This is a genomic window from Novosphingobium sp. AAP1, from assembly GCF_001295765.1.
Classification (GTDB): domain Bacteria; phylum Pseudomonadota; class Alphaproteobacteria; order Sphingomonadales; family Sphingomonadaceae; genus Novosphingobium; species Novosphingobium capsulatum.
The window spans coordinates 461,588-485,242 of the sequence record NZ_LJHO01000001.1 but is presented as its reverse complement, the minus strand read 5'-3'; the positions used below and the strand labels follow the sequence as shown (position 1 = coordinate 485,242).

Genomic DNA, 23,655 nt, shown 5'->3' with positions numbered 1-23,655 from the left:
TCGGGCATTTTCCTTTCCGGGAAAGCAGGTTACCAATTTCAGTCAGCTTTCAGAAAGGTTTGGCGCTCCACCAAAGGGCGCCACGCACGTGATCCGGGGTCTATCCATGGTGGGAATGCCGCGCGCCAGCGCCAATAACGTTTCGAAAATTCATGAGGGGGATATGGCCATGTCGCATGCGCGCCACTCTGCGCGGCCCACGCGGGCGCTTGCCTATGCATTGACTGCCGCGCTCGGCCTGGTCCTTGCTGGGTGTGCGGCCAAGGCCCCGCCGCCACCCCCGCCGCCACCCCCGCCGCCGCCGCCCAAGGTCGTGATCGTGCCGGCGCGGCCGATGCCGCCCAATGGCGCCAGCGCCAACCTGACGGTGCCGCCGCTGGCCGCCACCGGCCTGCGGGAATCGGTGAATCGCAACATCACGCCCGCGCAGATGGTGTGGAACCTGCGCTCGGCCTACAACGTTGCCGCGCTCAACTGCACTGGCCCGCGCCATGTCGAGCTGTTGCCGCTCTATCGCACGTTCCTAAAGTCGCAGGCCAAGGGCCTCGACAAGGCCAATCGCACTGTCGACCAGGAATTCAAGGCCAAGTTCGGCAGCAAGTTCATCGCCCCGCGCGAGCAGTACATGACCGCAGTTTACAATCATTACGCCCTTCCGGCGACGATGGGTGATTTTTGCGATGCAACGCTGGCGGTGGCGCGCGATGGCGCCGCTGTGCCCGCTGCCGAACTCGAAGCCTTTGCGGTGCGCAGCCTGCCCAACATCGAAATCGTGTTCGATGCGTTCTATCGCCGATATGACCAGTATCGTACCGATCTGGCTATCTGGCAGGCACAATATGGTGGTGCCCAGCCTGGCTCCACTATCGTGATTCCAACCGTTGCCAGCGACAACTCGACCAGCGGGACACCAACTACGCAGGCAACGGGCGCGCTCTAAAAAATATCACTTTTGCTCTTGGCGCCGCCATGGCTCTGCGCTAATGGCGGCGCTCCCGAAGCACGGGGCGCCTTGGTGGCCCTGCTTTGGACTATACTGGAACGGGGCCGTAGCTCAGCTGGGAGAGCGCGTCGTTCGCAATGACGAGGTCAGGGGTTCGATCCCCCTCGGCTCCACCAGTATAAAATTGAACGGATCGGTTCCATTTCCGGTCCCCATGCTCGCCAGCCTGCTGCCAGCCTGAATTCCGACGCGCCATCAGCCGACGGGCCGGGTGGGCAAAGCGGGCCTTGGCGCAATCGGCGTTTGCTGCAAAGGCGCCGGCTGCGCCCATTCAGGACTGCCGGACGCCAACGCCATGCACTTTCTCGATCAGGCCAAGATCTTCATCCGCTCAGGGCAGGGTGGCCCCGGCGCGGTCAGCTTCCGGCGCGAGAAGTATGTCGAATACGGCGGCCCCGATGGCGGCGATGGCGGCAAGGGTGGCGACATCATTTTCGAGGCGGTGACCGGCCTCAATACCCTGATCGATTTCCGCTATACCCAGCACTTCAAGGCCCAGCGCGGCCACGGCGGCGCCGGCAAGAACCGCACGGGCGCGGGTGGCAACGATCTGGTGATCAAGGTGCCGCTCGGTACCCAGGTGCTGGACGATGACCGCGAAACCGCGCTGGCCGACCTGACCGAAGTGGGCCAGCGCGTTGTCCTGCTGCGCGGCGGCGACGGCGGGCGCGGCAACCTGTCGTTCAAATCCTCGACCAACCGCGCGCCGCGCCAGTGCGGGCCGGGCTGGCCGGGTGACGAGATGTATGTCTGGCTGCGGCTCAAGCTGCTGGCCGATGCCGGGCTGGTGGGCCTGCCCAATGCCGGCAAGTCTACCTTCATCAACCAGATCACCAATACCAAGGCCAAGGTAGGCGATTATGCCTTTACCACCACGCGGCCGCAGTTGGGCGTGGTGCGGCACCGCGCGCGCGAATTCGTGCTGGCCGATATTCCTGGCCTGATCGCGGGTGCAGCAGAAGGCGCGGGCATTGGCGATCGCTTCCTGGGCCATATCGAGCGCTGCCGCGTGCTGATCCACCTGATCGACATTCACGGCACCGATCCGGCCGAGGCGCTGGCGATCGTCGAAGAGGAACTGGCTGCCTATGGCGCCGGGTTGGAAGACAAGCCCCGCGTGGTGGCGCTCAACAAGATCGACCTGGTCGATGCCGAACTGGTCCGCGCCTTTTCGCGCGAGCTGATCGAGGCGGGCGCCGCGCGCGTGTTCCCGATTTCGGGCGCAACGGGCAGCGGCATGGATGATCTGCTCGATGCCGTGCTCGATTACCTGCCGGCCGCTACCACCACAGAGCGGCCGACCGGCGAAGTGGAAGACGAGGCCGACGCCAAGCCGTGGTCGCCGATTTGAGGCTTGTTTTTGCAGCTTTTCATCAGTTGCTTTAGGGTTCCACCACCCCCAAACCCCCTCCTCTAAAGAGGATGGGGCTTTCCATCTTACTTCTCCCCATCCTCTTTAGAGGAGGGGGTTGGGGGTGCTGCGATGCCATGCGCATCCTGGCGGAAAACACCCCCGCGCCAAAGCGTGTCACAATTCCTTCAAGCGCCCTTCACCTGCCCGATCATTTGGCCTAAGCCGCGCCGATTATGCGCATTGCCCAGCTGTCTCACCTCGCCGATCCTGCCGTGTGCCCGCGCCTTGTCATCAAGGTCGGCTCGGCGCTGCTGGTGGGCAAGGACGGGCAGCCGCGCCGCGCCTGGCTGACGGCGCTGGTGGCCGAAATCGCTGCCGCCCGCGCTGCCGGGCAGCAGGTGATCGTGGTGTCTTCGGGCGCGATCGCGCTTGGTGCGCGCAAGCTGGGCCTGGCCAAGGGCGGGCGGGGCAGCCTGGCCGATGCCCAGGCCAGCGCCTCTGTCGGGCAGATCGCGCTGGCCGGTCTGTGGGCCGAACTCTTGGCCAGCCATGGCATTACGGCGGCGCAGATCCTGCTGACGCTGGAAGACCTGGAAGATCGCCGCCGCTATCTCAACGTCACGGCCACGCTGGGGCGGCTGCTGGCGGCTGGCGCGGTGCCGGTGATCAATGAAAACGATTCGGTCGCGACGCAGGAAATCCGCTTTGGCGACAACGATCGCCTGGCCGCGCGCGTGGGCCAGGCAGCTGCGGCGCAGGGCGTGCTGCTCTTGTCGGATATCGACGGGCTGTATGACCGCGATCCGCGCTTGCCCGATGCCGTGCGCATTCCGGTGGTGCAGGGCGTCACGCCGGAAATCCATGCCATGGCCACGGGCGGATCGTCTTCCGGCCTGGGATCGGGCGGCATGACATCGAAGCTGCAGGCGGCCGAGATTGCCGAAATGGCCGGCATGGCCCTGGCGATCATCGATGGCCAGCCGGTTTCGCCCATCGCCACGGCCTTTGGCGCGACGCGTGGCACGCTGTTCGTGCCGCGCCGCCGCCACACCGCGCGCAAGGCCTGGCTGGGCGGGCGGCTGCGCATGCGCGGCACGGTGACGGTCGATGCCGGTGCCGCCGCTGCCCTGGCGCGCGGGTCCAGCCTGCTCGCTGCCGGCGTCACCGCGATCGACGGCGATTTCGCGCGGGGCGATGCCGTTGCCGTGATCGGCCCCGATGGGCAGACCCTGGCGCGTGGCCTGGCGGAATACGACGCGGCAGAGGCGGCGCGGCTGCTGGGCCATCCCTCGTCCGCGCACGAGGCGATCCTGGGCTACGCGCCGCGCTCCGCGTTGATCCACCGGGACCAGATGGTGCTGTTGTGAGGTTGCCGGTGTCGAGGATCGGCGCATGATGGCGCTTCGCCAAAGACCGGGGGAATTGCTGGCGGTGACCGGTGCCACCGGGTTCGTCGGCCAGGCCCTGCTGGAGCAGGCGGCGCGCGCCGGGATGGATGTGCGCGCGCTGACGCGCCGCCCGCAACCCGCCCGCGAGGGCATCGAATGGGTCCAGGGCGATCTGCACGATACCGCCGCGCTCAAGCGGCTGGTGCATCGTGCCGGGGTGGTGCTGCACATTGCCGGGGTGGTGAACGCGCCGGACGAGGCCGGGTTTCACACCGGCAACGTGACGGGCACGCTCAACGTGGTCAACGCTGCGCTGGCGGGCGGGGTGGAACGCTTCGTCCACGTCTCGTCGCTCTCTGCGCGCGAGCCGCAGCTGTCGGTCTATGGCGCCAGCAAGCGCAAGGGCGAGATGATCGTGCGCGCTTCGAGCCTGGATTGGACAGTGGTGCGCCCGCCGGCGGTCTATGGCCCGCGCGACACCGAGATGTTCGAGCTGTTCAAGCTGGCACGCAAGGGCATCGTGCCGCTGCCGCCCGAAGGCCGCGCCTCGATCATCCACGTCAACGACCTGGCGCGCCTGCTGATCGCGCTGGTGCCGGGTGGCGAGGACGTCACCAGCCAGACGTTCGAGCCAGACGATGGCACGCCCGGCGGGTGGAGCCATACCGATCTGGCCCGCGCCATCGGCCTCGCCATGGGCAAGCGGGTCAAGCCGCTGCCGCTGCCGCGCGGCGTGCTGGAATGGGCGGCCAAGGCCGATCGCTGGGCCCGCAAGGACAAGGCCAAGCTCACGCTCGATCGCGTGGGCTATATGTGCCACCCCGACTGGACGGTGAGCGATGGCGCCCGCCCGCCCGCCAGCCTGTGGGAGCCGCAGGTGGAAACCACGCTGGGTCTCCACGCCACGGCGGCATGGTACAAAGAAGAGGGCTGGCTTTAGGACGCCAGCCCGGTTGCGTTATGCGGGCTGCAGGGCAGGTTCGGCTGCCTCACGCTTGCGCAACTGCATCATGCGGCGGCGCACCCGCACCGCGCCGGCATCAGACGCCAGGATCAGCGGCCGCGCCGCCCAGAACTCCTGACCATCGAGGCCGGCTTCGGCAGCCTGGATCATCGGCTCATCCTCTTCGAGAAAGACCTTGAGTGCCATGGCCTTGGCGGCATCGCCCGGTTCGCGGGTGTAGAAATAGTGCGAGGTGGTGGCTGTTGCCGGCGTGATGATGTGCGGGTTGGCCATCGGCGGGACCAGCGGCTGGCCGGTGTCGTCGCGAGTGAGTTCGATGAACAGCGCCATGGATGCCGGTGCGTGCCAGCGGATGTGCATCCTCTGGTCGGTATTGGTGCCGGGCGGCAGCATGGGCTTGGCCCATTCCGGCGCCTTGGCATCGACCATGTCCCACTTGTTCCAGATGCCGCCGGTATCATCGGTTTCGACGCTGTGCTTGCCGCCGAACAGCGAGCCGTTCACGCCGAAGGTTTCGACATGCAGGAATTCTGCGTGGCTCAGGTCCATCAGGTTATCGGTGATGAATTCATAGCCTGCATCCATCAGCAGGCTTTCACACACCACTTCTGCCCCGTCGGTCACGAAAGAAAAATTGGGAATGAGCGCAGGATCGGCAAGCGCGGCGTCGCCCGGCCAGAACCACAAGGCACCGTGCCGCGCCACGATCGGGCGCGTGGCCACCTGGGCATCAGGGACCGGCGTGGCAAATGGCGTATGCGCGCAGCGGCCATCGGCGCCAAAGCCCAGACCGTGATAACCGCATTGCAGCATGTCGCCCACGCGCTTGCCCCGGCTGAGCGGCACGAACCGGTGCGGGCAGCGATCGGCCAGCATGGCATAGCTGCCATCGCCCAGCCGATAGATCGCCCAAGGGGCATCGAGCAGGCGGCGGGCGAGCACGCCATCATCGGGCACCTCGTTTTCCCAAGCCGCCATATGCCAGAGGTTGCGCACGTAATCAGACATGGCCAAGCTCTCCCACTATCGAATTAAACAAACCTTATGGTTTCTTTATGGCAGGAACGATGACGACGCAAGCCGCCCGACCGATTCGCAGCCGCAAGCCCGAAGCCGTGCGCGAGCGCATTCTTGATGCCGCGCAGGCCGAGTTCATGGCGCATGGCTTTGCCGCAGCCAGCACCAACCGCATTCTCGAGCGCTTTGAGGGTTCCAAGCCCACGATGTTCCGGCATTTTCCCACCAAGCGGGCGATGTTTGGCGGTGTGGTGCAGCGCATTGCCGCGCGGTGGCGCAGCGCGATTGATCCGGCCGGGATCACGGCGGATGATCCGCAGGGCTGGCTTCAGGCATTCGGGCTGTTGGCGCTGGCGTGGATCACCAGCGACGAGAATATTTTCGTGGGCCGCATGGCGGTGGCTGAAGGCGCGGAATTTCCCGAGGTGTCGGAACTGTATCGGCGCGAAGCGGTGCAGCCGATCGAGGCTACGCTGGCCGATCGGCTCAGCGCCTGGGCGCAAGCCGGCTTGATTACCCCGGCAGACCCGGCGCGCGACGCGCTGGCGTTCCTCGACCTGACGTTGGCCGGCCAGGTCAGCCGGCTGCTCTATGGCGCGCCACGGCCCGATTCTGCCGCCTTGGCCGCGCATGTTGGCTATTGCGTCACGCTGTTCCTGAACGGGCGGATGGCGCGATAGGGCTGCGCTTCCATGCGCGTTATCCCGTGGTCAGCGTTCGTCCGGCCTCGTGCGGCAGTTTCAGCGCGCTGATCACGCCGCCGAGCGAGAGCACGGCCATGGCAATGAACGCGAAGCGATAGTCCGCGCCCTGGCCGTTCAGCCCAACCGCGCCGGCGAGAGCATCGCCTGCGTGCACGCTCATCGCTGCCGCGGTCACGCCGGCGGCGGCGCCCAGTTGCAGGATGGTGTTGAACAGGCCGTTGGCGTCTCCCATTGCGGTGCGGTCCACATCGGCAAAGGCCAGGGTGGAAAGCGACGAGAACTGGAGCGAGCGGGCCAGGCCGTTGACGAACAGCAAGGCCGCCACCAGCACCGCCGGCGAATGCGGGCCGATCGCCGAAAGCGAGAGCAGCGAGGCAGCGCAGATCACGCCGTTGATCGTGAGCACGTTGCGATGGCCGAAGCGGCGCAGGATGCGTTCGACCAAGGCCTTCATCGTGATGTCGCCGGAAAACAGCGCCACCACGAACAGGCCGGCATGCACCGCGCCATAGCCGAAACCGGCCTGCATCATCAGCGGCAACAGGAACGGCACTGCGCCGATCGCCATGCGGCTAAGCGATCCGCCGCTGACCGCCGCGCGGAACGATGGGATCTTGAGCGCGCCTAGATCCAGCAGCGGATTCGGGCTGCGGCGCAAGTGGGCCATCGTGATCGTCAGCATCGCAAGCCCGGCACACACCAGGCCCAGGCCCAAAGCATCGATCCGCCGGGCGCTATGCTCCAGGCCGATCTGCAAGGCGAACACGCCGACGGCGGTGAGCGCAAAGCCGGTCCAGTCAAACCGGCGGCGCGGGCCGCGTACGTCGGGGATCAGCCACAGCGCCGCGAGCAGGGCGAGGACGCCCAGCGGCACGTTGAAATAGAAGATCCAGCGCCAGCCCAGGTGCTCGGTAATGAAGCCGCCCACTGGCGGGCCGACCACTGGCGCGAACAGCGCGGGCCAGATCAGCGCCGAAAGCGTGGCGATAAGCTGGTCGCGCGGTGTGTGGCGCATCACCACCAGGCGCCCCACCGGCGTCATCATCGCGCCGCCGATCCCCTGGAGCACGCGCAGGGCCACGAATTCCGGCACCGATTGCGCCTGCCCACACAGCGCCGATGCCACCGTGAAGATCGCGATCGCGGTCACGAAGATACGGCGCGAGCCAAAGCGATCGGCCAGCCAGCTGCTCGCGGGGATCAGCACGCCGAGTGCGAGCATGTAGGCCGAAATGCCGATGTCGAGCGCGACGGCCGATGTACCGAAGGTGCGCGCCATCGAGGGCAGCGCGGTGGTGAGGATCGTCCCGTCGAGGATTTCCATGAACAGCGCGCCGGTGACCAGCCACATGATCAGGCGGCGGCGCAGCGGGGTGATCGGGGCGATCTCGTCAGTCAAGGGCAGGGCTTTCCGGGCAGGCGGGACTGGCCTGCCTTGACGAAAGCGCGCGCCCGGATCAACCCTGCGGGACCGATCAAATTTTGCACGGAACCATAAGGAAACCGCAGGCTTGGGCGCGGGTCAGAACACCGGTTCGTAGCCGGGGGGCAGCTCGCTGCCGTCGCCGTCATCCGTGCTGCCAGGCACATGGATGCCGCATTCGGTCTTGTCCCACCCCTTCCAGCGGCCCGAGCGCGGGTCTTCACCCGGTGCCACCTTGCTGGTGCAGGGGGCGCAGCCGATCGAGGGATAGCCTTGCGCCACCAGTGGGTGATGCGGCAGGCCATGGACGGTGAAATAGGCGTCCAGCGCGTCCTTGGTCCAGCTGGCGAGCGGATTGATCTTGAGGCGGCCAACTGCGTCGCTGCTGTCCAGCTCGAAGCGGGGCAGGCCAGCGCGGGTGGACGACTGGAAGCCCTTGCGCCCGGTGATCGTGGCATCCAGGCCCGCCATGGCCTTGGCCAGCGGGATCACCTTGCGGATTTCGCAGCAGCCATCCGGGTCCCACGACCAGCGCAGGCCCGCTTCGTCCTTCTTGGCCACCGTGGCGGCATCGGGTTCCAGCACGACCAGGTTGGTCAGCCCGAGTTGCGCTACCAGGGCATCGCGATAGGCCAGCGTTTCGGGAAAATGCTTATGCGTGTCGAGGAACAGCACCGGGGTTGCCGGATCGACCTGCGCCACCAGATGCAGCAGCACGGCGCTTTCCGCGCCAAAGCTGGAGACCACGGCCACGCGCCCCGCCAGCCCTTCGCCCAGCACGGCCGCCAGCATATCCTGCGTGGAGGCGTCAGCGAACCGCGCGTTGAGCGCGGCTACCTCAGCCGCGGTAAAGCGCGGGCCAAGGTCGAGCGTGTCGGGGGTGCGGGCGGGGCTGGCCATGGCTTCAGGCTTTCGCGGCCGGGTGGCGCGCGGCCCAGATCGGGGCGCGGCCATCGACGGTCTGCTGATAGACTTCCGGCCAGGTGGCAAAGGCGGCTTCGGCCGCCTCGGCACTGATCGGCTTGTCAGGGGCAAAGGAATCGAACCCGCAGCGGCGCATGTGCGAAAGCTGATCGATCAGCACATCGCCCACCGCGCGCAGTTCGCCGGTATAGCCGCGTTCGCGCAACGACCGCGCGGCGGAATAGCCCCGGCCATCGGCGAACGAGGGGAAATTCACCTCGATCAGGGCAATGCGCTCCAGGTGCGGCAACAGCGCCAGGGCATCGTCGCCCGGCTCGATGCGCACGGCGGTGGCATTGCTCTGCGCGGCAAAGGCATCCACCGTCACGGCGGGGTCACCCACGGGCTCGTCGGTGCGATAGCGCAGCACGGTCTCAACCATAGATCGCCTCCTTGAACGGGGCCATGCCGATGCGGCGATAGGTATCGAGGAAGCGCTCCGCCCCCTCGCGGCGGGCGAGATAGACGTCCGTCACCTTTTCGATGGCATCGACCACGCCGTCTTCGGAAAAGCCCGGGCCGGTGATCGTGCCGAGCGAGGTGTCGGCGCTTTCAGCCCCACCGAGCAGCAGCTGGTAGTTTTCCACGCCCTTGCGATCCACCCCCAGGATGCCGATGTGGCCGGCGTGGTGGTGCCCGCAGGCATTGATGCAGCCTGAAATCTTGAGCTTGAGTTCACCCAAGGTCCGCTGGCGGCCGATATCGGCAAAGCGATCGGTGATCTTCTGCGCCAGCGGCAGCGAGCGGGCATTGGCCAGCGCGCAGTAATCGAGGCCGGGGCAGGCGATGATGTCGGTGATGAGATCGAGGTTGGGCGTGGCCAGGCCCGCCGCATCCAGCGCCTGCCACACGCGATAGAGATCGGCCTTCTTCACATGCGGCAGCACGATGTTCTGCGCGTGGCTGACGCGCAGTTCATCGAGGCTGTAATCACGCGCGAGATCGGCCATCAGGCGGATCTGGTCGGCCGTGGCATCGCCCGGAATGCCGCCCACCGGCTTGAGGCTGATCGTGACGATCGCATAGCCCGCCTGCTTGTGGGTGTGCACGTTCTGATCGACCCACAGCGCGAAATCGGGATCGCTGCGATCGAGATCGTCAGACAGCCCGCTTTCAAGACCGGGATCGGCGAACATCGCCTTGATCCGCTCCAGCTCGGCCGGCGGCGGTTCGAGGCCCAGGGTAAGGATGTGGGCGAATTCTTCCTGCACCTGGCGGCTGTATTCGGCGACGCCGATTTCGTGGACCAGGATCTTGATCCGCGCCTTGTACTTGTTGTCGCGCCGGCCGTGACGGTTGTAGACGCGCAGCGCCGCTTCGAGGAAGCTGATCATCTGCAGCGCGGGCACGAATTCGGCGATGCACGGCGCGATCATTGGGGTGCGGCCCATGCCGCCGCCGGCAAAGAACTTGCAGCCGATTTCGCCGGCCTCGTTCTTGACGATCTGGATGCCGATATCGTGCAGGCGCATCGCGGCGCGGTCGGTCTCGCTGGCGATGATCGCCACCTTGAACTTGCGCGGCAGGTAATCGAATTCCGGGTGGAACGTCGACCACTGGCGCAGCAGTTCGGCATAGGGGCGCGGATCGGCCACTTCATCGGCGGCGGCGCCGGCAAAGTGATCGGCCGTGGTGTTGCGGATGCAGTTGCCGCTGGTCTGGATCGCGTGCAGCTGCACCTTGGCCAGATCGGCCAGGATATCGGGCGCATCGGCCAGCTTGATCCAGTTGTACTGGATGTTCTGCCGCGTGGTGAAGTGGCCATAGCCACGGTCATACTTATCGGCAATGTCGCCCAGCACGCGCATCTGCGTGGAATTGAGCGTGCCATAGGGCACCGCCACGCGCAGCATATAGGCGTGCAGCTGGAGGTAGAGCCCGTTCTTGAGGCGCAGCGGCTTGAACTGGTCTTCGGTCAGTTCACCCGACAGGCGGCGTGCCACCTGGCCGCGAAATTCGGCCACGCGCGCATCGACCATCGCCTGGTCGTGTTGATCGTATTGATACATGGTCAGATTACCCAGCTGCCGGCCTGCGGATCGGCAGGCTTGAGCGAAAGATCGAGGCGCACGGTGGGCCCCAGCGCGCGGATGCGGTCCTTGATGTGGGCCGGGCGTACCGCGCCGTCGGCGGCCACTGCATCGATCACGTGCGTGTCGGTCACCACCTGCTTGGCGTTTTCGCGGGCGATGATCGCGTCGGCATCGTGGGTTACCGCCACGGCATTGTCGACATGGCGCGACCAGCCTTCGCCGGTCCACCAGATCACGTCACCCGTGCGCAAGTCGTTGCCCGTGATGATCTTGATCTTCTCGCTCATCGGGCTGCCTCCACAACCGCTTGCAATTCCATGATGTCTCCCCGTGCGGTCACTTCGCCGATGACGATCAGTGCCGGACTCTTGATGCGTTCGCGCTCGACCAGGTCGGCCAGCCCCGCCAGCGCGCCCCTTACCACGCGCATCTGCGGGCGCGAGGCATTTTCGATCACCGCCACCGGCATCGTCGGGGCCAGGCCATCGGCCATCAGCTTTTCGGCGATGGCGGCGGCTGTGGCCACGCCCATGTAGATCACCAGGGTGCGGCCAACGCCAGCCAGGCCCGCCCAGTTCTGATCCGACAGGCCCTTGCACTGCCCGGCCACGAACGAGACGATCGAGGCATTCTCGCGATGGGTCAGCGGGATCTGTGCCGAAGCGGCTGCGCCCAGTGCGGCGCTGACCCCAGGCACCACCTGCACCGGCACGCCGGCGGCGTGGCAGGCCTCTGCCTCTTCCCCGCCGCGTCCGAAAATGAACGGATCGCCGCCCTTGAGGCGCACGACATCGTGCCCGGCCAGTGCCTCTGCCACCAGCAGGGCGTTGATGTCTTCCTGCCGCATGGTGTGGCGCGCGCGCTGCTTGGCCACCGACACGAAGCGGGCGCCGCGCGGGGCCATGGCCAGCACGGCCGGATCGACCAGGCCATCGTGCACCACGACCTTGGCCTTCATCAGCAGGCGCGCGGCGCGCAGCGTGAGCAGGTCGGGATCACCGGGGCCGGCGCCGACCAGAAACACGGTTCCGGGGAGGGGGGCATGACTCATGCTGGGGCATGTGGGCGCAGCGGCGCCATCGTGCCAGCGAGAATCGATTGGGCGGGGGCTAGGTCAGCTTTAGCGCGAACATTCTTGCTTCCTCTTCGGCATTTGCAGCGGGGTGCGACGGAATTCGCGTCATGCCCCGTTAAAGGGCCAGGCTCGATGGAGGTCTTATGAAAACACTTGGCTTGGCATCCCTGTTCCTGGCGCTCACCCCGGCGATGCCGGCCTTGGCGCAGGACACCACCCAATCCCCGCCACCTGCTGGCCAGGGCGTGACCCGCGATGCCTTTGTCGCGCGGCAGATGGGGCGGATCATGGCCGCCGATACCGATGGCGATGGCCGCGTGAGCAAGGCGGAACTGACCGCGATGATGGCCGGCCGGGGCGACCCCGACCGGCAGTTCACGCGCATGGACAGCAATGGCGATGGCTATCTCGACAAGGCGGAAATCACCGCTGCCCTGACCGAGCGCTTCAACCGCATGGACCGCAATGGCGATGGCGTGTTGACGCCGGACGAGCGCATGCGGCCCGGTGAAGGCATGCGGGGTGGCGGCATGCGCGGTGGTGCCGGTGGCCAGGAAGGCATGGGCGACCACGGCATGCAGGGTGACGGGCAGCAAAACCCGTCCTGAGGCTGATGCCGCCGTGCCCACCATCTTCGGGACACCGGCCTGCGAGGCCCTGGCTTGAGCGAGGCAGATCCCGACGCCGCATTGCTGGCGCGGATGGCCCAGGGCGAGGATGGCGCGGTGCGCCAGTTCGTCGGGGCCAAGCTGCCGCGCCTGCTGGCCCTGGCGAGCCGCCTGCTGCACGATCGGCACGAGGCCGAGGACGTGGCGCAGGAAGTGTTCGTGCGGGCCTGGCGACAGGCAGGGCGGTGGCGCCCGGGGCAGGCGCGGTTCGATACCTGGCTGCATCTCGTCACGCTCAACCTGTGTCGCGATCGGATGCGGCGGCGGCGCGGCGTGGTGGTGGCAGAGCCGCCCGAGCAGGCCGACACCGCGCCGCTGGCCGATGCGGCACTGGCCGCCCAAGCCCAGGCGCGCGCGGTGGCCGATGCGGTGGCGGCCTTGCCCGAACGGCAGCGCGAGGCGATCGTGCTGGTCCATTACCAGGAACTGGGCAATATCGAGGCGGCCGCCGTGCTGGGGGTGAGCGTGGAGGCATTGGAAAGTCTGCTGTCGCGCGGCCGCCGCGCATTGCGGCAGCGCTTTGCGCAAGAGGAAGGGGCCGATCATGACTGAACCGATGAGCCCGGAGCGCTTTGCCGCGCTGGCGCAGGCCTATGGCGGGATCGACCGCTGGCCCGCAGAGCTGCGTACCGCGGGCTGGCACCTGGCTGCAGCCGATCCCGCTTGTGCGCAAGCGCTGGCCCAGGCCGAGGCGCTGGACTTTAAACTGGCTGCCTGGACGGTGGCGCCACCCACGCCGGCCTTGCGCCAGCGCATGGTGGCACGGCGGCGGCGCGGCTGGATCGTGCGGGCGCGGCTGTGGTGGTCGGCGATCGGCGTGGGCACGGTGCTGGCCGGGGCCGTGGCCGGGCTCGGCGCTGCGGTGGTGATTGGGCCAGACCGCGTGGCGCCGCGCCTGGATGCCAGCGTGTTTGAAAGCGCGGGGGAAGAAGGATGAAGGCATCCCCGCGCCTGCGTGTGCTGCTGGCCGGCTCGATCCTGCTCAACGCCTTTTTGCTGGCGGGCGCGGGCGCGGCTTGGTGGAGCATGCACAACCAGCATCCGGCGATCGGCATGGGCGCCTTGCGCGTGCCGGGGGCGGAACTCGCGCCCGAACAGCGCCGTGGCCTGCGCCAGGTGGTGCGCCAGGCGCGCGCAGAGGTGCGCCCGCAGGTGGATGGCAACCGCGCGCTGCGCCGCCAGATCGCCGCGCTGCTGCGCGCGCCGGTGGTGGATCAGCCGGCGCTGCTGGCCCAGCTTGAACGCCTGCGCGCGGGCGATGCCATGGTGCGCGCCCACGTGGAAATGCAGGTGGTGCCCTATGTGGCCGGCCTGCCGCAGGCCGATCGCAACCGTATCGCCGATCGGCTGGAGCCCAAGAGCGGGAAATAAGCTGCGTTACATCGCCAGCGACGGAATCGGCCGGTCGCTGCGTTCAAGCCCGCGACGAAGGAACGGAAAAAAGGGTTTCCGTTTCAAAGGGCTTTGCCATGGTCTCGGAACAACCCCTGTCTCCTGCCGCAATTGCGCTCAACCGCTTTGGCTTGGGCGCTACGCCCGATGCCGCAAGCGCGGCGGCGCTCGCCGATCCGCACGGCTGGTTGATCGCGCAGTTCGATCACTTCGATGTCACGCCGCCGGCCTGGGCCGCGCTGGCCGACGCCCGCGCGCTGCTTTCTGCCTATCAGGAACAGCAGCGGGCCTTGCGCCAGGCCCGTGCCGCAGCGCCGGCCCCAGCACCAGTTCCTGTAGCCACAACCCCGCTGCCGGCTGGCCCGGTCATCGCTGCCACGGTGCCGATGGCGGGAAAGCCGGCGCGCACGCCAGAGCAGAAGCAGGCCCGCCGCGATCTGGGCGAAGATATCCATGCGCTCTATCGCCAGGGCGTGCAGGCGCGGGCGCAAAGCGCGCTGGAAACGCAGGCGCCGTTCGTGGAGCGGCTGGTGCATTTCTGGTCCAACCATTTCTGCGTGTCGGTCGACAACCTGCCGGTCACCGCGCTGGCCGCCTCGTTTGAACGGGACGCCATCCGCCCCCATGTGCTGGGCCGCTTTGAAGACATGCTGCTGGCGGTAGAGCGCCACCCGGCGATGCTGCTCTATCTCAACCAGAACCAGTCGATCGGGCCCAACAGCCCGGCGGCGCTGCGGGCGCGCGCCAAGGGTGGCGCCGATCGCCAGCGCGGCCTCAATGAGAACCTGGCACGCGAGATCATGGAACTGCATACCCTGGGCGTGCGCAGCGGTTATAGCCAGGCTGACGTCACCGAATTTGCCCGCGCGCTGACGGGGTGGACCGTGGGCGGGATCAACGATGATGCGCCGGGCGATTTCGCGTTCCATCCCCAACAGCACGAACCCGGCACCCGCACGATCGTGGGCAAGACCTATGCCCAGACCGGGGTGGACCAGGCGCGGGCCGTGCTGGTCGATCTGGCCCATGCGCCGGCCACGGCCAGCCACGTCGCCACCAAGTTGGCCCGTCACTTTGCCGGCGACGTGCCGCCCCAGGCGCTGGTCGATCGGTTGGCCGATGCCTTTGCCCGCAGCCGGGGCGATCTGCCCACGCTCTATCGCGCGCTGGTGGCCAGCCCCGAACCGTGGGAGCCGCGCCCGCTCAAGGCCAAGACCCCGTGGGAGTGGACGATATCGTCGTTGCGCGCGCTGGGGGTGGGAGACATCGGCACGCTGCAGGTGGCCACGATCACCCAGCAACTGGGCCAGCCGGTGTGGAAGCCGGGCTCTCCCGCCGGGTGGGACGATACGGCCGCCAGCTGGATCGCGCCTGATGCGCTGATGCGGCGGGTGGAATTTGCCCAGCGCTTGGCTGGCCCCCGCGCCGCGCAGATCGATGCCCGCCAGCGTGCGCCGCAAGTGCTGCCCGGCGGGCTGTCTGCGGCAACGGCCGAACAGATCGCCCATGCCGAAAGCCCGGCCAGCGCGCTGGCGCTGATGCTCGTCTCGCCCGATTTCCTGCGGAGGTAACCATGCTCCATCGCCGAAACTTTCTTCACCTTGCCGGCGGTGCTGCCGGCAGCCTGCTCGTGGCACCGGGCATGGTCCTGGCTGCAGCCGAGACCGAACGCCGCTTTGTCTTCGTGATCCAGCGTGGTGCGGCCGATGGCCTCAACATCGTCGTGCCCTATGCCGATCCCGGCTATGCCCGGCTGCGTGGCGCGCTGGCGATCGATCCGGCGGCGGCGACGCGGCTGGACGGCACCTTTGCCCTGCATCCCGCGCTCAAGGAAACGGCGGCGATGTATGCCCGTGGCCAGGCGCTGTTCGTGCATGCGGTGGCCTCGCCCTATCGCGACCGCTCGCATTTCGATGGGCAGAACGTGCTCGAAACCGGGGGCAGCCAGCCCTATCAGGCGCGCGATGGCTGGCTCAACCGCCTGGTGGCCATGCTGCCCCGCGCGAGCGATTCGGCGATCGCGATTGCGTCCACTGTGCCGCCGGCGCTGCGCGGGCCGGTGCAGGTAACCTCTTATGCGCCGTCCGGGCTGCCCGGTCCGACCGATGACCTGATGACGCGGGTGGGCGCGCTCTATGCGCCAGACCGCCAATTGCAGGCAGCTTGGAGCGCGGCGCTCGATACGCGCAAGCTCGCCCAAGGCAGCGGTGCGCGGCAAGATCCCGCTTCGCTGGGCAAGCTGACCGCCACGTTCCTGACCAAGCCGCACGGGCCGCGCATCGCCATGCTGGAAACCGAAGGATGGGATACCCACAGCGGGCAGGACGGCCGCTTGGCCACGCAGCTGCGCGGGCTCGATACGCTGCTGGCGGCGCTGCGCGACGGGATGGGCCCGGCCTGGGCGCAAACCACCGTGCTGGTTGCCACCGAATTTGGCCGCACCGCAGCGGCCAATGGCACGGGCGGCACCGACCATGGCACGGCCTCGGTCGCCTGGGTGCTGGGCGGCGGCGTCAAAGGCGGGCGCGTGGTGGCCGATTGGCCGGGGCTGGGCAATGGCCAGCTCTATGAAGGGCGCGATCTGGCACCCACCAGCCAGCTTGACGCGCTGCTGGCCGGTGTTGCCGCCGAAAGCCTCGCCCTCGATCCGGCGCAAGTGGCGCGGCGCCTGTTTCCGCTGGCCGGCGCGCCACGGCCAATGACTGGCTTGTTGGTCTAAATTTGCGACGAACCGACAGACGGAAACATCGGCCGCCATCGTTCAAGTAATGTCAGGCAACGATGAACAGCCTGCAGCAACGATAAGTGAGGTCGATATGAAAAAGATCCTGCTGAGCGTGGCGATCGCCACGGCTGCACTCGCCACTGCGGCGCCGGCGATGGCGCGCGATGGTTGTGGTGGCGGATGGTATCGCGCCTATGATGGCCGCTGCTATCCCATGGGGCGCACGGTCGTGGTCGAACGCCCGGTCTTTGGCGGCTATTACGGCCATGGCTATTGGGGTGGTCGTCCCTATTGGGGATACCACCATTACTGGCATCGTGGCTGGGGTCACCGCTGGTGATGATCGCGGCAGGGGCCTTGATGGCCCCTGCCGACTACCTCTTGCCCCGGCTGCGGCGTCTATCGGGCGAGGGCAGCGGTTGATCGAACGCCCGGTGTGTCGATCGGACCGGCCGGGCACAGCGATCCTTTACGCCCGACTCAAGGAAGCCACGCCGATGCTCGTTCCCCGCCATGCCCTGCCGCTGGCTTTGCTGATAGCCATGGGCGGCGCGCTGGCCGGATGCCACCATGATGGCACGCCCGATGCAGCGGCGAACGGGACCACCATTGGCGGCGATTATCGCCTGGAAGGCAAACGCACGTTTCGCGGCATGATCGGCGGCAATGCTACTGTCGCGGCTGGCGCCGATGTCACCGTTGCCGGTATGATCGGCGGAGACCTGATCGTGGAGCAGGGAGCCCGGGTGACGGTCAAGGGCCTGGTCGGCGGCCGCATCATCAACAACGGCGGCCAGGTCGACGTGCGCGGCGCCGTGGGCGGGGCGTAATTCCGCAATCTTGACGGAACTCGCCGCGCACGGCATAGGCGCGGCCAAGGCGATGGATTTCCGCCGGGCATTTTGCCGAACCGCCTGCCGCGCCAAACGGCGCCAGGGCTGATGATTCCTACCTGAAACCAAGCTGCCCGACCGGGCACATGCAACAGGAGGAATCGTGCGCGCTTTTTTCACCCGTTCGTTCGTTACGCCGGCCCGCATCCGCTTTGTGCTGGCGCTCCTGGCCATGGCGCTTGCCGTGGGCACGGCCTGTGCCGGCTTTCTCTGGTCGCTTGATGCGGTCACGCGGCTGCGCTTTGCCGCGCCCTGGCTGCTTTATGGCCTGCCGCTGTGTGGCCTTGCGGTGGCCTGGCTGTATCGCCGCTTTGGCGCGCGGGCAGAGGGCGGCAACAATTTGATCCTCGATGAAATTCACGAACCCGGCGGCGGGGTGCCGCTGGCCATGGCGCCGCTCGTGCTGATCGGCACGGTGGCCACGCATCTGTTCGGCGGATCGGCCGGGCGTGAAGGCACCGCAGTGCAGCTGGGCGGCAGCCTGGCGCATGGCCTGGTCGATCGCCTGGGCCTGACCGGCAAGGCCCGGCGCCTGCTGCTGATGGGCGGGGTGGCGGCCGGCTTTGGCGCGGTGTTCGGCACGCCGCTGGCCGGTGCGGTCTTCGCGATCGAGGTGCTGGCGCTGGGCGGGCTCGACCTGGCTGCCCTGGTGCCGTGCCTGGTGGCGGCGCTGGTGGGTGATTTCGGCTGCCGGCTGTGGGGTGCGCACCACACGCTCTATCCCCACATCAGCCTGCCACAGACCGATCCCGCCGGTTTTGCCGTCCTCCTCGCCAAGGCCGCGCTGCTCGGCCTTGCCAGCGGCGTGGTGGCGCGCCTGTTTGCCGAGGCGAACCATGGCGTTGCCGATCTCTACAAGCGTTTTGTTGCCATTCCGCTGGCGCGGCCGGTGATCGGCGGCGTGCTGGTCATCGGCTTGACGTTTGCGTTCGGCACGCAGGACTATCTCGGGTTGGGTGTGCTGTCGGCCCATCCCGGCGCGCCCACGCTGCCGGGCTTTTTCGTGGCTGGCCCTGATCAGTGGAGCTGGCTGATCAAGCTGGTGTTCACCGTTGCCACGCTCAGCGCCGGGTTCAAGGGTGGGGAAGTGACCCCGCTGTTCTTCATCGGCGCCGGTCTGGGCAGTGCGCTGTCGCTTGTGCTGGGCCTGCCGGTGCCGCTCGCCGCCGCAGTGGGCATGGTGGCGCTGTTCGGCGCGGCGGCCAACACGCCGGTGGCCTGCGCGGTGATGGGCCTGGAACTGTTCGGGGTCGATGCCGCCCCTGCGCTGATCGTGGCGTGTGTGGCGGGCTATCTCGCCTCGGGCCATGGCGGCATCTATCTGTCGCAGCGGATCGCCCGGCCCAAGTGGCCGCGCCGCAGCGGCGGGGCATCACTGCGGGCGGTGCGGCACGTCTGGCTCTGACGCCGGGCCGGCGCCCAGCACCGCGCGCAGGCCGGCGGTATCGCGCAGGCGCACTTCCTGCTGCGGATAGGGCACTTCCACGCCGTGTTCCTGGAACAGCTGCCACAGCGCGCGCAGCACCTGGCTGCGCACGTTGCCGGTGCCATCCTGCGGGTCTTCGATCGTCACATAGATCGCCATGTCGATGCCGCTGGCACCCAGCGCGGTCATCGCCACCGATGGCCCCGGATCGCTCAGCACGCGCGGCGCGGCGCGGGCGGCCTGCAGCATCAGCTTTTCCGCCATGTCGATATCGGTGCCATAGGCCACGCTGACCGGGATGGTCAGCACGATCTGGGTGTTGGAATAGGACCAGTTTTCGACCTGGGTGGTCATGAGGATTTCGTTGGGAATCAGGTATTCGCGGTTGTCACGCGTGGCCACCGACACGGCGCGGATGCCGATCTTGCGCACCTGGCCCACGGTGCTGCCCTTGCCATCGTTGATCGCGATGACGTCTCCGGGCTTGATCGACCGATCCATCAGCAGGATTAGCCCGGCAATCAGGTTGCCGAAGGTCTTCTGCAGGCCAAAGCCGATGGCCAGGCCAAAGGCACCGGAAAACACCGTCAGCGCGGTGAAGTTGATCCCGAGAAGGTCAATGCCCATGAAGAACGCCAGCGCCCAGACCATGAGCGAGACGATCTTTTCGCCCAAGACCTGCTGCACCGGATCGAGACTGGTGGCGCGGGCAAAGAAATAGCGGGCCAGCCGGCTGCCCAGCCGGGCCAGCATGAACATGGCAAAGACCACCAGCACCATCTTGCCGGCGTTGAACACCGAGATGTGGTAGTGCCCCACGTCAAACCCGAGATCGTCGAGCGACTGGAGGAAATCGCCGACCTGGCGGTGCGTCTTGTGGCTGACCCAGCTGCTCATCGTGCCGCCGCCCAGGCAGCCAGCGCCTGTTCCAGATCGGCAATCAGATCGTCGGCATCTTCCAGGCCGATGGCCAGGCGCACGGCAAAGCGATCGGCCGCGTCCATGTCGGGCCGGGGCCAGGGGCTGGCGGTGCGGATCGCGGCGGGATCGACGGGCGTGGCCAGGCTTTCAAAACCGCCAAAGCTGTAGCCGATGCCGAACAGAGCCAGCGCATCGATCAAGGCATCGCGTGCCTTGGCCGTGCCGCCCTTGAGCACGAAGCTGAACAGCCCGCAGCCGCCGGTGAAATCGCGGCGCCAATGATCATGGCCCGGCGAGCCCGGCAGCATCGGGCACAGCACGCGCGCCACTTCGGGCCGGGTATCGAGCCACTGTGCCACGCGCAGCGCGGCAGCGGTGGCGGCATCGAGGCGCAGCGCCATGGTGCGCAGGCCGCGCAGCATGATCGCGGCATCGTCTGGCGAAACGACCAGGCCCAGGTTCTGGCAGCGCAGGCGCAGCTTGCCATACCAGTGCGCGCCAGCCGTGGCGCTGCCCATCACCACGTCGGAATGGCCGCTGACATGCTTGGTCAGCGACGTGATGCTGATATCTGCGCCATGGGCCAGCGGGGCAAAGCCCAAGGGAGAGGCCCAGGTATTGTCCACCAGCACAGCTAGCCCCTGCGCCTTGGCCGCAGCGATCAGCGCGGGCATGTCGGGCACTTCCATGGTCAGGCTGCCTGGCGCTTCCAGCAGCACGGCCTTGGCGCCAGGACACAGCGCGGCAAAGGCGGCGGTGTCCATGGGATCGAACCAGATCGTCTTCACGCCGAAATCGGCCAGCAGGCCGCGCGCCATGGCGCGGCTGGGCTCATAGGCATTGTCGGTGAGCAGCAGCGTGTCGCCCGGCCGCAGCACGGTGAGCAGCGCGCCGCAGATCGCGCTGACGCCCGAGGGATAAAGCACGGTGCCGCCGCCCTCTGCGCCCGGTTCCAGCCCGGTCAATGCTTCGGCCAGGGCCCATTGCGTGGGCGCACCGCGCCGGCCGTAATAGAAATGCCCGTCGGCGTTGCCGGGGTGGCCGCGCAGGGCAGCCATATCGGGATAGAGGTGCGTGCTGGCGCGCCACACCGGCGGGTTGACCACCGCGCCGGGCTGGCCGGGCGTGCCGGTCCATTCCGGCCGGCGCCCGGCGGCAACGATACGGGTGGCGGTCTTGAGCGGCTTGTCGGAAGGGGCAGTCATGCCCGCGTGCAAAGCACAGATGCGCCCATTCCGAAAGCCTGCAAACAGATGCGCCGCGCCCGGCAGATCAATGCAACGCGATCAATCTACGCCGGTCAATCTACCAGGCAGGTGGCCGGGCCGGTTTCCTTGGGCGTGGCGGGATCGGCGCCCCATTCGCTCCAGCTGCCATCATATAGCGCCACGTCGGTCTTGCCGAGCAGGTGCAGGGCAAAGATCACGACATTGGCCGTCATCCCCGAACCGCAGCTGGCGATGACCGGGCGATCGAGATCGACTCCGGCGTCGGCAAAGGCGGCGCGCAGGCCATCGGGCTTTTTCCAGGTGCCATCAGCAGCGAACAGGCTGGCATAGGGCACGTTGCGCGCGCCGGGAATGTGGCCGCTGGCCAGCGCCGGGTTGGTTTCCTTGACATCGCCGGTAAAGCGGCCGGCGCCGCGCGCATCGACCAGCTGTTCGGCATGGCTGGACAGGTTGTCGAGCACTTGCGCCTTGGAACGCAGCGCGCTCAGGTCGCTCCACGCGGTGAAATGACGGTGGCGCAGGGTTTCGCGCCCTTGGGCGCAGGGGCGCCCTTCGGCCTTCCACTTGGCGATCCCGCCATCGAGCAGCGCCACGTTCTGCGCGCCGAACAGCGTCAGCAGGAACCAGGCACGGGTGGACGATTTGATCGGGCTGTCATCGTAAAGCACGATGCGGCTGCCATCGCCCAGGCCCAGGCTTTGCATGCGGCTGGCGAACTTTTCCGCCGGGGGCAGCGTGTTGGGCAGGCCGGTGGCGTTGTCCACCAGGTTGCCCAGATCCATGAAGACAGTGCCAGGAATGTGGCACGCCTCATACTCCAGCGCGGCATCGCGCTTGTGTTCGGGCAAAAAGCAACTGGCATCGACGATGCGCAGATCGCTCGCACCCATCTCGTTGGCGAGCCATTGGGTGGAGACCAGCGGTTCCATGAATTTCTCCTGCCTGCGTGCGACCCGTCTGGCGCGGGTTGATTTTGGACGCTGAACTTAATCCTGCGGGGCGATGGCGTCGATTGCAAAAATAGCCAATCGACGCCCCGTTTCGTTTCACTTTTCGCCGCAGCCTCTCACAGTGCAGGCAGGGGCATGGGCCGCTGATCGAGCGTTTCGAATACGCGTGGCCCCTGATCGAGGCGAAAGGGTTGCAGCCGCGCGGCCGGATCGCCCGGCGCGGCCGGCTGGCCGACCAGGAACGCGGCATGGGCATGGGCCGCGCCGCCATCGTCCTCGCGCGTGGCCCAGACGCCAGCGCGCACGATCGGCACGAACAACTGCGCGGCGCCGGCGCGAATCGTCAGGATGGTGGACAGCGGCAGGCGCATTTCGGCCGGCACCGTCACGCTCTGGCCCGGCTCCAGCCGGGCAATCGTGCGCAGCGGCGGCAGTTCCGGCCCGGCCAGGCCCAGTTGCTCGTCCATCGGGCGCGAGGCATGGGCCGAGGTCATGTCGCCCGACAGGGCCAGATCGGTCAGCGCGTGGGGGGCATGGTTGGTCAGCACCAGTCGGCACGAGAGCGTGGCGTTGACCAGCGTGGCGCTGAGGCGGTCAGCGTGCAACGCCACATCCAGCCCGCGCGGCAGACCCGGCGGGGGAAGATCGCCGGGCGGCGTTTCGACCGGCGGCACCGGCGCGGGACGCGGCGCTGGGCGATAGGGCGCGGGCGGCGGCGCAACCGGCACTGGTGCATCGATTACCGGTTCGGGCGCCGTTGTGTCCGCTGCGCGACGACGGCGCCGGGCAAACAGCACGATTACCACAGCCAGCGCGGCGATCCCGGCGGCCCAGGGCCACCAGGCGTTTTCGCTGCTGCTTGCGCCGGTGTCCGGTGCGGGGGTGTCGCTGGCAAGCGGCGTCGGTTCGCTGGTGGTGCTGGCATCGGGCAGCGGGGTTGCTGGCGGTAGATCGGGCGTCGGGCTGGCTGCGGGAGACGGCGTGGCACTGGGCGTTGCGGTGTCCTGCGGCAGGGGGACGAGGCGGGGGGCTGGTGCTGGCGCTGCCGCTGCCGCGGGGGTTTCTGCGCGTGTGGCAGGCCGGCGCGTGGGCGTGGCCGCGGCGCGGCTGGGCTTGGCCTGTGGCAAGGTGATGACTGTGGGCGCGGTGGTTGGCGCTGTGGGCAGCAGGTTCGATCCCGCCGGGGCCGCCGGCTTGATCACCGGGGCAGGGCTGGGAGAATTGAGCGTGGGCAGCGTGGGCGCGGGCACGGCCGGGGTAATCGGCTGGGTGGTGGCCGGTTGGCCCGTAGCCGCCGCCGTTTGGGCCTGGGCCTGTGCCGGGACCAAAGCAGCCGGTGCCGCGATGAGCAGGGCCGATGCCGATAGGGCCGACGCCAGCAGGGCGGCGCGCGGTGATCCGGTTGCCGATGAACGTGAGAGGAAAATGCCGCGCATGGCCTGGCCTGAACTGCCTCGTTTCATGATGTGTCGCACTGGCCGGATACGGCCGGATGGCGTTGAATAGTGCCTGAACGGGAGGGCGCAA

General features: G+C 67.6%; 25 protein-coding genes, 1 tRNA gene and 1 riboswitch. Of the genes, 15 read left to right on the top strand and 11 right to left on the bottom strand.

What is annotated here, in order from left to right:
• Positions 1-169 precede the first annotated feature (169 nt).
• From IP65_RS02105 to IP65_RS02085, 5 genes are all read left to right on the top strand, one after another.
• On the top strand, positions 170-940 hold the full coding sequence (locus tag IP65_RS02105) for a hypothetical protein (protein WP_133726760.1): 771 nt from the start codon (positions 170-172) through the stop codon (positions 938-940).
• Between the two features lie 103 nt (positions 941-1,043).
• Positions 1,044-1,119: transfer RNA gene (locus tag IP65_RS02100), tRNA-Ala, on the top strand.
• 179 nt (positions 1,120-1,298) lie between these two features.
• The gene (obgE, locus tag IP65_RS02095) at positions 1,299-2,354 is read left to right on the top strand and encodes a GTPase ObgE (protein WP_054130882.1); all 1,056 of its coding nucleotides are present in this window, start codon (positions 1,299-1,301) and stop codon (positions 2,352-2,354) included.
• Positions 2,355-2,590: 236 nt separating this feature from the next.
• Positions 2,591-3,724: a glutamate 5-kinase gene (gene proB, locus IP65_RS02090; RefSeq protein ID WP_054130579.1), complete on the top strand. Its 1,134-nt coding sequence runs from the start codon at positions 2,591-2,593 to the stop codon at positions 3,722-3,724.
• A 25-nt stretch (positions 3,725-3,749) separates the two neighbouring features.
• Positions 3,750-4,685 carry an NAD(P)-dependent oxidoreductase gene (locus tag IP65_RS02085; RefSeq protein ID WP_082349707.1) on the top strand — a complete coding sequence of 312 codons (936 nt, stop codon included), beginning with the start codon at positions 3,750-3,752 and terminating at the stop codon, positions 4,683-4,685.
• An 18-nt stretch (positions 4,686-4,703) separates the two neighbouring features.
• Here IP65_RS02085 and IP65_RS02080 read toward each other — a convergent pair whose 3' ends face one another.
• Complete coding sequence (locus tag IP65_RS02080; RefSeq protein WP_054130578.1) at positions 4,704-5,717, bottom strand: aromatic ring-hydroxylating dioxygenase subunit alpha; 1,014 nt, start codon at positions 5,715-5,717, stop codon at positions 4,704-4,706.
• A gap of 59 nt (positions 5,718-5,776) precedes the next feature.
• Between IP65_RS02080 and IP65_RS02075 the strand changes: the two genes are divergently transcribed.
• Positions 5,777-6,406: a TetR/AcrR family transcriptional regulator gene (locus tag IP65_RS02075; RefSeq protein ID WP_054130577.1), complete on the top strand. Its 630-nt coding sequence runs from the start codon at positions 5,777-5,779 to the stop codon at positions 6,404-6,406.
• Between the two features lie 19 nt (positions 6,407-6,425).
• Here the strand turns inward: IP65_RS02075 and IP65_RS02070 are convergent, their stop codons facing one another.
• From IP65_RS02070 to cobA, 6 genes are all read right to left on the bottom strand, one after another.
• Positions 6,426-7,829 (bottom strand): MFS transporter, encoded by a 1,404-nt coding sequence (locus tag IP65_RS02070; protein ID WP_197279193.1) that lies wholly within the window; start codon positions 7,827-7,829, stop codon positions 6,426-6,428.
• A gap of 123 nt (positions 7,830-7,952) precedes the next feature.
• Complete coding sequence (locus IP65_RS02065; RefSeq protein ID WP_022674676.1) at positions 7,953-8,753, bottom strand: phosphoadenylyl-sulfate reductase; 801 nt, start codon at positions 8,751-8,753, stop codon at positions 7,953-7,955.
• A gap of 4 nt (positions 8,754-8,757) precedes the next feature.
• Positions 8,758-9,198 carry a DUF934 domain-containing protein gene (locus IP65_RS02060; RefSeq protein WP_054130576.1) on the bottom strand — a complete coding sequence of 147 codons (441 nt, stop codon included), beginning with the start codon at positions 9,196-9,198 and terminating at the stop codon, positions 8,758-8,760.
• On the bottom strand, positions 9,191-10,825 hold the full coding sequence (locus tag IP65_RS02055) for a nitrite/sulfite reductase (RefSeq protein WP_022674674.1): 1,635 nt from the start codon (positions 10,823-10,825) through the stop codon (positions 9,191-9,193). The genes IP65_RS02060 and IP65_RS02055 overlap by 8 nt, the downstream gene beginning before the upstream one ends.
• Positions 10,826-10,827: 2 nt before the next feature.
• A complete protein-coding gene (locus IP65_RS02050; protein WP_028657417.1) occupies positions 10,828-11,124 on the bottom strand; it encodes a DUF2849 domain-containing protein in 297 nt (98 codons plus the stop codon).
• Between the two features lie 8 nt (positions 11,125-11,132).
• Positions 11,133-11,900, bottom strand: a complete 768-nt coding sequence (gene cobA, locus IP65_RS02045; RefSeq protein WP_054130575.1) for a uroporphyrinogen-III C-methyltransferase — start codon at positions 11,898-11,900, stop codon at positions 11,133-11,135.
• A 167-nt stretch (positions 11,901-12,067) separates the two neighbouring features.
• Between cobA and IP65_RS02040 the strand changes: the two genes are divergently transcribed.
• From IP65_RS02040 to IP65_RS02000, 9 genes are all read left to right on the top strand, one after another.
• Entirely contained in the window at positions 12,068-12,532 is a 465-nt protein-coding gene (locus IP65_RS02040) for an EF-hand domain-containing protein (protein WP_054130574.1), read from the top strand.
• 54 nt (positions 12,533-12,586) lie between these two features.
• On the top strand, positions 12,587-13,144 hold the full coding sequence (locus IP65_RS02035) for an RNA polymerase sigma factor (RefSeq protein WP_082349705.1): 558 nt from the start codon (positions 12,587-12,589) through the stop codon (positions 13,142-13,144).
• Positions 13,137-13,529 carry a hypothetical protein gene (locus tag IP65_RS02030; protein WP_156306353.1) on the top strand — a complete coding sequence of 131 codons (393 nt, stop codon included), beginning with the start codon at positions 13,137-13,139 and terminating at the stop codon, positions 13,527-13,529. The genes IP65_RS02035 and IP65_RS02030 overlap by 8 nt, the downstream gene beginning before the upstream one ends.
• The gene (locus tag IP65_RS02025) at positions 13,526-13,963 is read left to right on the top strand and encodes a periplasmic heavy metal sensor (RefSeq protein ID WP_054130572.1); all 438 of its coding nucleotides are present in this window, start codon (positions 13,526-13,528) and stop codon (positions 13,961-13,963) included. The genes IP65_RS02030 and IP65_RS02025 overlap by 4 nt, the downstream gene beginning before the upstream one ends.
• Before the next feature lie 98 nt (positions 13,964-14,061).
• The gene (locus IP65_RS02020) at positions 14,062-15,555 is read left to right on the top strand and encodes a DUF1800 family protein (protein ID WP_022677934.1); all 1,494 of its coding nucleotides are present in this window, start codon (positions 14,062-14,064) and stop codon (positions 15,553-15,555) included.
• Between the two features lie 2 nt (positions 15,556-15,557).
• Positions 15,558-16,703 carry a DUF1501 domain-containing protein gene (locus IP65_RS02015; RefSeq protein WP_054130571.1) on the top strand — a complete coding sequence of 382 codons (1,146 nt, stop codon included), beginning with the start codon at positions 15,558-15,560 and terminating at the stop codon, positions 16,701-16,703.
• Positions 16,704-16,800: 97 nt separating this feature from the next.
• The gene (locus IP65_RS02010) at positions 16,801-17,049 is read left to right on the top strand and encodes a GCG_CRPN prefix-to-repeats domain-containing protein (RefSeq protein WP_022677932.1); all 249 of its coding nucleotides are present in this window, start codon (positions 16,801-16,803) and stop codon (positions 17,047-17,049) included.
• A gap of 157 nt (positions 17,050-17,206) precedes the next feature.
• Entirely contained in the window at positions 17,207-17,539 is a 333-nt protein-coding gene (locus tag IP65_RS02005) for a hypothetical protein (protein ID WP_054130570.1), read from the top strand.
• A gap of 39 nt (positions 17,540-17,578) precedes the next feature.
• Positions 17,579-17,667: riboswitch (Fluoride riboswitch) on the top strand.
• Between the two features lie 38 nt (positions 17,668-17,705).
• The gene (locus IP65_RS02000; protein ID WP_054130569.1) at positions 17,706-19,007 is read left to right on the top strand and encodes a chloride channel protein; all 1,302 of its coding nucleotides are present in this window, start codon (positions 17,706-17,708) and stop codon (positions 19,005-19,007) included.
• Here IP65_RS02000 and IP65_RS01995 read toward each other — a convergent pair.
• From IP65_RS01995 to IP65_RS01980, 4 genes are all read right to left on the bottom strand, one after another.
• The gene (locus IP65_RS01995) at positions 18,975-19,925 is read right to left on the bottom strand and encodes a mechanosensitive ion channel family protein (RefSeq protein WP_054130568.1); all 951 of its coding nucleotides are present in this window, start codon (positions 19,923-19,925) and stop codon (positions 18,975-18,977) included. The two genes, IP65_RS02000 and IP65_RS01995, sit on opposite strands and share 33 nt — an antisense overlap.
• Positions 19,922-21,154, bottom strand: coding sequence for a cystathionine beta-lyase (gene metC, locus IP65_RS01990; RefSeq protein WP_054130567.1), 1,233 nt, complete (start codon positions 21,152-21,154; stop codon positions 19,922-19,924). Before metC ends, IP65_RS01995 begins: the two co-directional genes overlap by 4 nt.
• 95 nt (positions 21,155-21,249) lie before the next feature.
• Positions 21,250-22,107 carry a 3-mercaptopyruvate sulfurtransferase gene (gene sseA, locus IP65_RS01985; protein ID WP_022675168.1) on the bottom strand — a complete coding sequence of 286 codons (858 nt, stop codon included), beginning with the start codon at positions 22,105-22,107 and terminating at the stop codon, positions 21,250-21,252.
• 137 nt (positions 22,108-22,244) lie between these two features.
• Complete coding sequence (locus tag IP65_RS01980) at positions 22,245-23,564, bottom strand: hypothetical protein (RefSeq protein WP_054130566.1); 1,320 nt, start codon at positions 23,562-23,564, stop codon at positions 22,245-22,247.
• Positions 23,565-23,655 lie beyond the last annotated feature (91 nt).